General features: G+C 52.3%; 10 protein-coding genes and 1 riboswitch. Of the genes, 3 read left to right on the top strand and 7 right to left on the bottom strand.

Annotation, left to right across the window (positions count from 1 at the left end):
* Positions 1-261: 261 nt before the first annotated feature.
* Positions 262-693, bottom strand: coding sequence for a hypothetical protein (locus NDI52_RS05910; RefSeq protein WP_190771121.1), 432 nt, complete (start codon positions 691-693; stop codon positions 262-264).
* A 200-nt stretch (positions 694-893) separates the two neighbouring features.
* Positions 894-3482 carry a bifunctional aconitate hydratase 2/2-methylisocitrate dehydratase gene (gene acnB / locus NDI52_RS05905; protein ID WP_190771124.1) on the bottom strand — a complete coding sequence of 863 codons (2589 nt, stop codon included), beginning with the start codon at positions 3480-3482 and terminating at the stop codon, positions 894-896.
* Positions 3483-3741: 259 nt separating this feature from the next.
* On the opposite strand from acnB, the gene gmd reads away from it, so the two are divergent.
* Together gmd and NDI52_RS05895 are read left to right on the top strand one after the other, a co-directional pair.
* Positions 3742-4818: a GDP-mannose 4,6-dehydratase gene (gene gmd / locus NDI52_RS05900; protein ID WP_190771120.1), complete on the top strand. Its 1077-nt coding sequence runs from the start codon at positions 3742-3744 to the stop codon at positions 4816-4818.
* Between the two features lie 13 nt (positions 4819-4831).
* On the top strand, positions 4832-5782 hold the full coding sequence (locus NDI52_RS05895; RefSeq protein WP_190771119.1) for a GDP-L-fucose synthase: 951 nt from the start codon (positions 4832-4834) through the stop codon (positions 5780-5782).
* A gap of 119 nt (positions 5783-5901) precedes the next feature.
* Here the strand turns inward: NDI52_RS05895 and NDI52_RS05890 are convergent, their stop codons facing one another.
* The 3 genes from NDI52_RS05890 to murD all read right to left on the bottom strand — a co-directional run bounded on the left by NDI52_RS05890 (position 5902) and on the right by murD (position 9295).
* Positions 5902-7119 carry a glycosyltransferase gene (locus NDI52_RS05890; RefSeq protein ID WP_190771118.1) on the bottom strand — a complete coding sequence of 406 codons (1218 nt, stop codon included), beginning with the start codon at positions 7117-7119 and terminating at the stop codon, positions 5902-5904.
* A gap of 214 nt (positions 7120-7333) precedes the next feature.
* Positions 7334-7663, bottom strand: a complete 330-nt coding sequence (locus tag NDI52_RS05885) for a nucleoside triphosphate pyrophosphohydrolase (protein ID WP_190771117.1) — start codon at positions 7661-7663, stop codon at positions 7334-7336.
* A gap of 273 nt (positions 7664-7936) precedes the next feature.
* Complete coding sequence (murD, locus tag NDI52_RS05880) at positions 7937-9295, bottom strand: UDP-N-acetylmuramoyl-L-alanine--D-glutamate ligase (RefSeq protein ID WP_190771116.1); 1359 nt, start codon at positions 9293-9295, stop codon at positions 7937-7939.
* A gap of 330 nt (positions 9296-9625) precedes the next feature.
* On the opposite strand from murD, the gene def reads away from it, so the two are divergent.
* On the top strand, positions 9626-10150 hold the full coding sequence (gene def / locus NDI52_RS05875) for a peptide deformylase (protein WP_190771115.1): 525 nt from the start codon (positions 9626-9628) through the stop codon (positions 10148-10150).
* A 191-nt stretch (positions 10151-10341) separates the two neighbouring features.
* On the opposite strand, the gene NDI52_RS05870 is transcribed toward def, so the two are convergent.
* Complete coding sequence (locus tag NDI52_RS05870) at positions 10342-10464, bottom strand: hypothetical protein (RefSeq protein WP_277874397.1); 123 nt, start codon at positions 10462-10464, stop codon at positions 10342-10344.
* A gap of 40 nt (positions 10465-10504) precedes the next feature.
* Positions 10505-10579, bottom strand: a riboswitch (Glutamine riboswitch).
* Between the two features lie 134 nt (positions 10580-10713).
* A complete protein-coding gene (folP, locus tag NDI52_RS05865; protein ID WP_190771114.1) occupies positions 10714-11568 on the bottom strand; it encodes a dihydropteroate synthase in 855 nt (284 codons plus the stop codon).
* Positions 11569-11723: the final 155 nt, after the last annotated feature.

The following is an 11723-nucleotide window of genomic DNA, read 5'->3' as shown; positions in this document are numbered from 1 at the left end:
TGAAAACGTCCCGCAAGTGTTAGCTCATCGTTGTGCTTACCTGAATGGGTTAATTGGTTCGCCATTGTACAGTGATTAAGCATAATTGCTTATAGAAAAAGTGACATGCTCCCCACGCAATGTCCCTACGACAAGGGTGGTAGAGTATGCGGTACAGGAAGTATGAGGGGATACATCCCACTTTTTCAAATTGATAAACCTAGCATGGAGTAGCTGGCTTCAAAGCTTCAAAACGCTAAAACTAACCACCTTAAGGAGGATCTAATAGGGCTGCAAAATTGCATTTGTTCTAGCTTCTTCTAAACACTGCTCCAACGTTAACCCTTGTAAAAATTCCCACCATTTATCTGTATGGCGCATGTAGGCTACGTTAAATTGGTCGGCGCCAACATATTCGTAACGGCTGAACCGATGCTCGAATGATGGTGCGATCGCCCGTGGGCTGGGGCAATTATAAGTACCGCAAATGTAGAAATAATTACGGTACCACTTTCCGTAGAGATCCACTAAATAGTTGAAATCGTGATCGGTTGGCGGTGGTTTGATATAGGTAGGTTTGTATAGAGTTTCGATGATCTCGTCAAACTTTTCTTGAACCAATCGTTTCGTTTCCTCGGGTACTTTCGGCTTCGCTGCCTTGGGAGGATCGTAAACCCATTGATACTTCGCTTTACTCGGTTTGCGTTTTGCCATTGCCCTAAAAGAAAATAGTTGATTTGTGGAGATTGTACACACAAATCAACTGTTGGAGAGTATGGATGAGAGCGCTGCTTATGGGATTAAGCGATCGCCTCTTTTATCGCTGTAGCCATTTTCATTAAGACAAAAAGAGTAGGCCAACGCATTGCGCTGGCCTACTCTTTTTGTCTTAATGAAAATGGCTGCGAGATAACCTAAATCGAAGCCACCAGGCTCGCTTCCTCATCCTTCGACAACACACGCCCCTGGTCTTCGAATCCAGTGATCTGGTCAAAGTTAAGGTAACGATAGAGATCCGAAGCAAACGGATCGATCTTCTTCGTCACAATCTCCATATACTCCTCGACCGTAGGAATGCGGCCCAGAAGAGCGCACACGGCAGCCAGTTCTGCTGAGCCCAGGTAAACCTGAGCCCCTTTACCCATTCGGTTATTAAAGTTGCGGGTGGAGGTAGAGAAAACTGTCACGCCGTCTTCGACACGGGCCTGGTTACCCATGCAGAGCGAACATCCTGGCATTTCTGTACGAGCACCCGCAGCAGCAAAGATACCGTAGTAGCCTTCCTCCCGGAGTTGCTGTTCATCCATTCGGGTCGGCGGTGCAATCCACAGACGCACCTTCACGGGGCCAGCTCCTTCCAACACCTTGGCAGCGGCGCGGTAGTGGCCGATATTGGTCATACAGGAACCAATGAACACCTCGTGGATGGGATCACCGGCACACTCCGACATCAACTTGATGTTGTCGGGGTCGTTAGGAGCTGCCACCAGAGGTTCTTTAATTTCGTCGAGATTGACCTCAATAATGTCGGCATATTCGGCATCCGCATCGGCCGTCATCAAGCTGGGGTTCGACAGCCACTCCTCCATCTTGCGAACTCGGCGCAGAATTGTGCGGGCATCGCCATAGCCCCGGGCCACCATATTCTTCAGCAGCGCGACGTTTGACCGCAGATACTCCGCTACGGTGTCAGGGCTGAGCTGAATGGTGCAACCTGCGGCGGAGCGTTCTGCGGAAGCATCCGTTAGTTCAAATGCTTGTTCCAGTTGCAGGTTGGGCAGCCCTTCCATCTCCAGAATGCGCCCATTGTAGACATTCTTCTTGTTCTCTTTGGCGACCGTCAACTTGCCCTGCTGCATCGCTACATAGGGAATGGCATTCACAACATCCCGCAGGGTCACCCCCGGTTGCAGTTTTCCACTAAAGCGCACCAGCACCGACTCCGGCATATCCAATGGCATAACACCCAGAGCCGCCGCGAATGCGACCAGACCCGAACCTGCCGGGAAGGAAATTCCCAGGGGGAAGCGGGTATGAGAGTCGCCCCCAGTACCCACGGTATCGGGAAGGAGCATCCGGTTCAGCCAGGAGTGAATAATGCCATCGCCAGCTCGCAGGGATACACCTCCCCGTGAGTTGATAAAGTCAGGCAGTTCTTTCTGAGTTTTGATATCGACAGGTTTGGGGTAGGCAGCGGTATGGCAGAAGCTTTGCATCACCAGATCTGCACTAAAGCCGAGGCAGGCCAATTCCTTCAGCTCATCGCGAGTCATAGGGCCAGTGGTGTCCTGGGAACCTACCGTGGTCATGATGGGGTCGCACGAAGTACCAGGCCGTACACCCGGAAGACCACAAGCTTTACCCACCATCTTCTGAGCTAATGTGAAACCTTTACCGCTGTCAGCAGGAGCCTGTGGCCGGACAAATACGGTGCTGCACTCTAAACCCAGAGCGGCGCGAGTTTTGTCGGTGAGCGATCGCCCAATCAACAACGGAATCCGTCCCCCCGCTCGCACTTCATCCAAAATAGTTTCTGGCTTTAAGCTGAAGGTCGAAATTACTTCCCCCGCTTCATTTTGAATTTCGCCCTTATAGGGATAGATCGTAATCACATCCCCGGTTTCCATCTTCGTAACGTCGCACTCAATGGGCAGTGCCCCTGAATCTTCAGCGGTGTTAAAGAAGATAGGCGCAATCTTGCCGCCCAGAATGACCCCACCCGCACGCTTATTGGGTACGCAGGGGATATCATGGCCGATGTGCCACAGCACCGAGTTGATGGCTGACTTCCGCGAAGAACCCGTACCGACGACGTCGCCAACGTAGGCTAGCGGATGCCCTTTCTGCTTCAGCTCGACAATGGTATCCAACGCACCCGCCAGGCGAGTCTCCAGCATTACTGTTGCGTGAAGCGGGATGTCAGGACGAGTCGTTGCATGGGGTGCAGGGGAGAGATCATCAGTATTCGTCTCACCGGGCACCTTAAAGACTGTCACGGTGATCGCTTCAGGCAGTTCGGGACGGTTGGTAAACCACTCCGCATCAGCCCAGGACTGCATTACGCGCTGTGCGTAGCTGTTCCCTGAGCTTGCCAGTTCCTCCACATCGTGGAAGGCATCATATACCAACAAAATTTTGCTCAGGGCTGCGGTGGCGGTTTCCGCCAGTTCGACATTGGGAGATTTGAGCAGGTCGATGAGCGATCGCACATTATATCCGCCCATCATCGTTCCCAGTAGCTCCACAGCCTCTTTAGGGCTGATCAGGGGGCTTGTGGTTTCACCGTGGGCGATCGCCGTCAGGAACCCAGCCTTTACATAGGCTGCCTGATCTACACCGGGGGGAATGCGATCGCGCAACAAGCTCAACAAAAACTCCTCTTCCCCCGCGGGAGGAGCCTTCAGCAATTCACACAACTCTGACGTCTGCTCAGCGGACAGGGGCAATGGCGGAATCCCCAAAGCTGCCCGCTCTTCTTCATGCTTCCGATAGGCTTCCAACATGCTTGTCATGCTCCTGTCTGTTCAACGTCCTGATCCCAGGGCCGATTTATGTGAATATTTCTAATGAGTATAGTCCCACGGTAGCGTGTCACAAGGCTCGTCGTGAGCAGTGGAAATTGGATGATAGACTCAATGGGTTAAACGACCCGACGGACTGGGAACGTTGAAGTGGGGCTAGAAGTTTTGGCTGTTTAATCCCGGTGCAACTTTTTGCGGCTTTTGGTCATCTAAGAACGAGAACAATCTAGGAACTTAAGGTATGACAGACAGGAAACGGGCACTCATTACTGGGATCACAGGGCAAGATGGGTCATATCTAAGTGAGCTGCTGTTGGAAAAAGGCTACGAAGTTCACGGCATTATTCGCCGTACGTCTACCTTTAATACCGATCGCATCGACCACATCTATGAAGACCCGCATAGTGAGCATGCCCGCCTGTTCCTGCACTACGGCGATCTAACCGATGGCACGACCCTCCGCCGCATTCTTGAGGAAGTCGAGCCTCACGAGATCTACAACCTGGGTGCCCAATCTCACGTTCGAGTGAGCTTTGATGCGCCTGAATATACCGTTGATACGGTAGCCATGGGTACCTTGCGCCTTCTAGAAGCCATCCGCGATTACCAACGTCGCACGAATCTCCAGGTGAAGTTTTACCAGGCGGGCTCTTCAGAGATGTATGGTAAGGTTCAGGAAATTCCCCAGACAGAAACAACCCCCTTCTATCCCCGCAGCCCCTACGCCTGTGCCAAGGTCTATGCCCACTGGCAAACTGTAAATTATCGGGAATCCTATGACCTGTTTGCCTGCAATGGCATCTTGTTTAACCACGAATCTCCTCGCCGTGGCGAAACCTTTGTGACTCGCAAAATTACCCGCGCCCTGGCTCGCATTGTTGCAGGCCAGCAGAAAAAAATGTACCTGGGCAACCTCGACTCCAAGCGCGACTGGGGCTATGCCAAAGACTACGTCCGGGCCATGTGGCTGATGCTGCAACAAGATGAACCCGATGATTACGTCATTGCAACCAATGAAACCCATTCCATTCGTGAGTTTCTAGACCTGGCTTTCGGGTACGTCAACATGGATTGGCAGAACTATGTAGAATTTGATGCCCGCTATCTGCGTCCTGCGGAAGTCGATATTTTGATTGGGGATTGCAGTAAGGCAAAACAGAAATTAGGTTGGGAACCCTCCGTTACATTCGAGCAACTGGTTCACCTGATGGTCGAGGCTGACCTCAAAGCCCTTGGGTTGATTCCTCTGAACGGCCACAGCATTCAAGCTGTTTTGGACCAAGCCACCGTTCGTGGCATTGGCAGCAGCGTATCGTGATCAGGAGAACCCCATGACAGCAACAGCATTGGATTTAAGCAAGCAACGAATTTTGGTAACTGGTGGTGCAGGTTTCCTGGGGAAGCAGGTGATCGATCAGCTCTGCAAAGCTGGGGCTGATGCGAACAAGATTACGGTGGTGCGATCGCGCGACTACGACCTGCGCCAGATGGACGCTTGCCAGCGTGCTGTAGACCAACAAGACGTTGTCATTCACCTGGCTGCTCACGTCGGCGGCATTGGTCTCAACCGCGAAAAACCTGCCGAGCTGTTCTACGACAACTTGATGATGGGCACGCAGCTCATCCATGCGGCGTACCAGGCTGGCGTCAAAAAGTTCGTCTGTGTTGGCACCATCTGTGCCTACCCTAAATTCACCCCCGTTCCCTTCAAAGAGGATGACCTCTGGGCAGGCTACCCTGAGGAGACTAATGCTCCTTACGGTGTCGCGAAAAAAGCGTTGCTCGTGCAACTTGAAGCATACCGTCAGCAATACGGCTTCAACGGCATTTACCTACTGCCCGTCAACCTCTACGGCCCCGAAGACAACTTCGACCCTCGCAGTTCCCACGTCATTCCGGCCCTGATTCGCAAAGTCCACGAAGCTCAACAACGGGGCGACAAAACCATCCCTGTGTGGGGCGATGGCAGCCCGACCCGTGAGTTTCTCTACTCCACAGATGCGGCCCGAGGCATTGTGATGGGTACGCAGCTCTACAATGACCCTGATCCTGTTAACTTAGGCACTGGCTACGAAATCTCCATCAAAGATTTAATCGAACTGATTTGCGAACTGATGGAGTACAAGGGCGAACTGGTTTGGGAAACGGATAAACCCAATGGGCAGCCACGCCGTTGCCTGGATACCGAGCGAGCCAAAGCTCGCTTTGGCTTCGTTGCTGAAGTTCCCTTCCGAGAAGGGTTGCAGAATACGATCAACTGGTATCGGCAACACCATACCTAACCTCAGTTTGGGATAACTTGAAGTGCCCATTTTGGCGTGCGCTTTACGCACGCCAAAATGGGCTTTTTTGAGGGCGCAAAGCGCGCCCTCAAAAAGCCATAACCTGAACTCTGGTTACCCTAGCGGCGCATTAGCGTCTGAATCAGGCTAACGTGCTTTGGTAGCAAGTCAGATAGTGCGTAGTTGTCCACAATGGTTTTGCGGGCATTTTCGCGGAGAGGTTTAAGTTCGTCTTGATGAGTCAGGGCGTATTCGAGGCGATCGCATATTCCCTTCGTATCAAAGAAGTCCACCAACAATGCATTGACTCCGTCTTGAGCCATCTCCCGAACAGGAGGTGTGTCAGATGCAACAACGAGACACCCGGATGAGAGAGATTCCATAAATGACCAGGAGAGAACGAAGGGGCGAGTCAAGTAAACATGAACGGAAGATGCTCGCAGGATGAGTTTGTAGATGCCATAGGGTAATGTGCCGAGGAAGTGAACCCGATTCATATCCAAGGGGAACCGTTCTAACATCACCTCTTTAAAGCTGTTGCCTTTGGGGGCAGCGGGGCCATAGGCAATACGATCGCCTGCCACAATCACCACATGGCAATTAGGCCGTCGTTCTAGAAGTAGGGCGATCGCCTCAATAAACTGTGGGAAACCCCGATAGGCGTCCATTCCCCGCGATACATAGGTGACAATCTCATCCACATCGGAAAGGTCTAACCCAATTTCAGGGAAGCACATCTTCTGGTTAGGGTCGGGGAAGAAATAGTCAGTATCAATGCCGTCGTGGAGGACGTCGATTTTGGATTGGAATTCGGGGGGAAGTTGGGACTTTTGCCAGTGGGTGGGGCTGATGCCGCGATCGCAACTGTACAAATCGACCAGTAAGGTGGCGTTGCCTGCCCGAATGCGAAGATGATCATCCATGTCCAATGGAAAGGCTGGATCGAAGTCGGCGTCAGTGCCCTTGGCATGACCAAACCATTCGAAGTAGGAGAGTAAGGCTGTATCCGGGAAGGCATCTTTGATAAAAATGCCGTTGCCCCAGCCAGCATGACTACAAACGACATCAGGTACAAAGTCTGATTTCTTTAACTGATCGGCCAATCGGAAGACCGCCTGTCCGTGCAGCACAGCGCTTTCGTAGGAGCGAACATAGTGGTGGGTGCTGGCATGGGGGTCACGACTGGGAGCATAGTTGACTTTGATGACTCCGGGTAGCTGCACATCTTCCGTGTGCTTAGTTCCGTAGACCACTCTGTTGTTAGGGTCACGGGCCAAAGCTTTTGCCAGTTCGCGGTATTGGGCAGGGAAATTGTTGTGCAGAAACAGGATATTCATGGGGATAATCCAGAAGCCACGCCCTCCAGTGTATGCCTGGGAAGGTGAATTTTTCTTACTCCTTAGAAGAAAAATCTAGCGCCAATCATTGCAAATACGCCTTCTGAATGTGCTTTGCATGCTCAGAAAGCCTAGAACTCAGAGGAAAGATGCGCTAAGCGCATCTTTCCTCTGAGTTCTAGGCTTTTTGTAATCGACTGAGCGTTTTGGATGACTAAAGCTTCTCGTCCGTCCAGAGTAGGCGAATGCGTTGACGAAAACTACCTCGAGCTTCACGGCGAAGCATTTGGGTTTTGCGGACAGTTTCCGGGGATATCTTGTAAGCAGCCATGAGAGCCATCAAAACTTCTTGAACATCAGCCAATTCGGTGATCAGGTCTTCGTCCTGGGCCGTGGCGACTTCCTGGGCTTCCTCGATCAGTTTGGCACGGAGAGCCTGGCGGTAGTCGGTTTCTGACAGCACCTCGGTGTCGCAAGTTTTACCTGCGGCCCGAATTAAGTCAGGAATGCGATCGCGAACGAGCTTGTTGAAATGGTTTCGCATGGGAATGGAGTATCAGGGGTGGGCACACGGCTCCCATCGTCTTTAGTGGTAACGCATTGTGGGGGATATGTAGCGATCGCAACGCAAATCCAACGAAGTTTTTCTCGATGAACCTGTTTCTTAAAGCCCTTCAGAAAAAAGGTGGTTGCGTCGCTGTACGGGGTAAATGGAACTTTCTACACCAAGTGGCGCAGTAAGCAGGTTTATGGCGGGCACGACAAAGCAAAGCTTTGTCACGGAAAAACGGTGGGGCCGGTTTGGTAGAGGCCGGGGCTAGACTAGTGCTGCTTTACACAGTTCGCGGAAGTGGTCGCCACGATGCTCGAAACTCTGGTATTGATCGAAGCTGGCACAGGCCGGAGAAAGAAGTACAACACGGGCGTTGTATTGCTGAGCCAGGGTTGTGCTGCGGGCGATCGCCCGATCCATCGTTTCTACAATCTCGTACGTAGTGTACCCTATGGATTCTAACTGCTGGGCAAAGGCTGGAGCAGCACTACCAATGAGAAGCACAGCGGCCGCTTTTTGTTGGATAGTTTTGAGCCACCCAGTGTCGTCGCCATCTTTGGCTTCGCCCCCGGCAATGAGGATGGCTGGAGCTTCGACGGCTGTTAATCCAACCTCAGCGGCATCGTAGTTGGTGGCTTTGCTGTCGTTAATGAAAGCAACGCCCTGCCAGGTGCAGATATGTTCCAGGCGATGGGCTACACCGGGGAAGGTCTCAATGGCCCGGGTGATCGCTTCCGTTTCAATGCCAGCCAGCTTCGCAGCCAGGACAGCCATCAGCAAGTTTTGGTGGTTGTGGCTACCGACCATACGGAGGGCCGAGACGGGAACGATGGGAGCCCCCATGGCGATCGCCCAGCCATCCTCAATCCAGGCTCCCCGTGTGGGTTGGCCCGGTAGGGTATCTTTGCCGGTCACGCTAGTCCAATAGGCGTCGGGCCAGGATGTAGCGACTTGCCGCAGATAAGGGTCATCCCCGTTAAAAATTTGTGATTGGGAGTGATTCAGTAGCTTGGCTTTGATGGCGTAGTAATTTTCCAGGGTGTAGTGGCGGCTGAGGTGGTCGGGAGTGAACGTGGTCCAGACCCCAATGCGGGGGGCGAGGGTCGCGGAGGATTCAATCTGGTAGCTGCTGATTTCAGCGATAATCCAGTCGGGGGAGTGGCCCTCAGCCTGAGCTTTGAGGGCGACTTCGCAAGCGGCAAAGCCGATGTTGCCACAGGCAGGGGCGCACAGGCCCGCAGCCTGGAAGATGGCAGCAATCAGGGCCGTGGTTGTGGTTTTGCCGTTGGTGCCGGTAATGCCAAGCCAGGGGGAATTGGGGAGCGATCGCCAGGCTAGTTCCATTTCGCCCAGGGTTTCGATGTCCTGCTCGCGCGCCTGTAGGAGGGCAGGGAGATCCCATCGGACGCCGGGGCTGACGATAACCTGTTGGAAGGCGGGATCGGGGGTGAAGCGGTGATCCAGTAGGACTGTAATGCCTTCGGCTTCGAGTTGTTGTCGGGTTTGTTGCAAGGTATCTGCGTTACCAGAGTCACTGACAGTGACGGTCCAGCCTTGCCGATGAAGTAGTCGGGCTGCGGCGATTCCAGAGCGGCCTAAACCAACGATGCAAGCTCCCGGCATGGGCGAGTTCTTCCGAAATGGGCAAGGCTAATCTTACTATCAAATCCGCTATCAAATCTGGCTGAAGAACCATAATATGCAGGGTTATATTGCGCCGCACCACAGCAATTCTCATTACGGACTTCAAAGCCAAAATGGGCATTGCTGGCCGCACCCCTGCGTATTATGCGCCGATCATATCCTCAGAGGTTTTGTATATTCCAATGACGGGTTGAAAACGTTGCTTGAACCTTGTGCTTACAATACGAGTACTTGTTGGGCCCCCTGAGTTGTGATGTGTTGTTGGGGCTGCTTCTTGTGTTCTGTTAAAGCTTTAGTGACTTTACCGTTATGCCTGAGTTGCTTGAAATTGCTCAATTGGGAAATCCTGCTTTGCGGGAGATTGCGCAACCTGTTTTGGATCTCCACAATCTGGAGTTCCAGGGTTTTTTAGATCGGCTACTGGCGACGATGCTAGAGGGAAATGGTGTAGGGATTGCGGCTCCACAGGTAGGGCGATCGCTCCAGGCACTGATTGTGGCATCACGTCCAAATCTTCGCTATCCACAAGCTCCGTTGATGGAGCCTGTGATTATGCTCAACCCTCAACTCCTCAGCCACGATGATGAGGTTGTTGTGGATTGGGAAGGGTGCTTGAGTATTCCGGGCTTGCGGGGGCAAGTGCCGCGCTACCGGGCGATCGAAATTAGCTATATGACTCGGGATGGGAAAATGGTGCGGCAGGAACTCACAGATTTTGTCGCGCGTATTTTTCAACATGAGTTTGACCACCTGAGCGGCAAGGTGTACTTGGATCGGGTGGCACAGGTTCAAGATTTGGTAACGGAACAGGAATATCTGAAGCGTGTCCTGTAAAGGCGTGGTTCTGCTTAATCGTAATAGGGTAAATCCCCAGATTCTTTAAGAACCTGGGGATTTCTTAGCTTTATAGCACTACGCCCTTAGAACCAGGAGGATTCTTGTAAAAGCTGTGCTTTGCCCGACTTTTCAGCAAGTAATCTGTCCTAACTTAATTGCATCAGGCTACGTGACTAAAAGAACATAGATTAGCCTTGCTCAGAAGGCTGTGGACGATATGTCAACGACCAGACTAAAGCAGGCGCTAATACAGAACAGGCGATCGCAATAACTCCAACGATCGAAAAGACATCCATCAAGTTCGTAAACATAACAACTTCGCCTCCAGGTAGTGAAGCGTAACCAGGATGAGGCACGTTCCTTCGGGGTGTTCCCTTACTTCTGTCTCTCCAGCACGTTAGCCAGGCTCCAGGAGAGATGAACGTTTTTGCTTCTATCATCTATGATACAAAAGTTAATAAGCTTCAGTAGAGCCAGCCCTTGACTGCTTTACAAAACTTTACGTTGGAATTTGAGTAAGAGTGGCTAGTTGTTCGGTTCTATCGACCTGCTCGTATCGGTTATCCTCTTAAGATTGCGTCCGCGACGCGAGACACGTCGTACATCTCCCGAATGTCATGAACTCGTAGAATGTCGGCTCCTCCGGCGATCGCCCCATAGCAAGCGGCTGCCGTGCCCCAGACGCGTTGTTTGGCATCGGGCTGATTCAATATATGACCAATGAAAGCTTTGCGTGATGGGCCGACCAGAATGGGGTAGCCCAGTGCTTTCAATTTCGGCAGTTCCCGTAGAATCTTCAAGTTTTGGGCATAGGTTTTAGCAAATCCAATGCCGGGGTCGATGGCGATGTGGGTTTGGGAAATACCGCTGGCAAGTGCCGCTTCTATCCGCCGTGCCAAAAAATTATAGATGTCGCCCATGAGGTCGTCGTACTGGGTCAACTGCTGCATGGTTTTTGGGGTACCCCGCATGTGCATCAGAATGATGGGAACACCGAGCTCAGCTACGGTGGGCAGCATATCGGGGTCGTAAACCGCACCCGAAATGTCGTTGATGATATCGGCTCCAGCGGCGATCGCCTCCCGAGCAACAGCAGCTTTGGTCGTATCGACTGATATGGGAACCGTTAGTGGTGGATGGTGCTCAGATCCCTTACGAATGCTTTGAATAACCGGGATGACACGGTGGAGTTCTTCTTCCAGGGAAATATCGTCGGCTTGAGGTCGGGTGGACTGGCCACCAATATCCAGCACATCAGAGCCGCTCTGTACAAGGATGTGGGCTTGATGCAGGGCTGATTCCAGGGTGCTGAAGTCGCCCCCATCGCTAAAACTATCGGGGGTGACGTTGAGGATGCCCATCAGGTAGGTGCGATCGCCCCAGTTCCAGCTTCCCCGCTCTCCAAAATTCCACATACTGTTATGCAAAAACGCCTGTTATATCCAGTTTGCTAGGAAGAGGGACCGTGTGGTGCATTAAAGCGTGCGTCAAGGGTTTGTTTACGCGTGAATCGTAGGAAACCTCAGTTCGGGATAAGCTGAAGTGCTCATTTTGGCGTGCGCTTTGCGCA

Origin of the sequence: Leptolyngbya sp. PL-A3 (genome assembly GCF_039962325.1) — a bacterium.
Classification (GTDB): domain Bacteria; phylum Cyanobacteriota; class Cyanobacteriia; order Elainellales; family Elainellaceae; genus Vacuolonema.
Note: the sequence above shows the minus strand (reverse complement) of the source record. Positions and strands in the feature narration are given on the sequence as shown.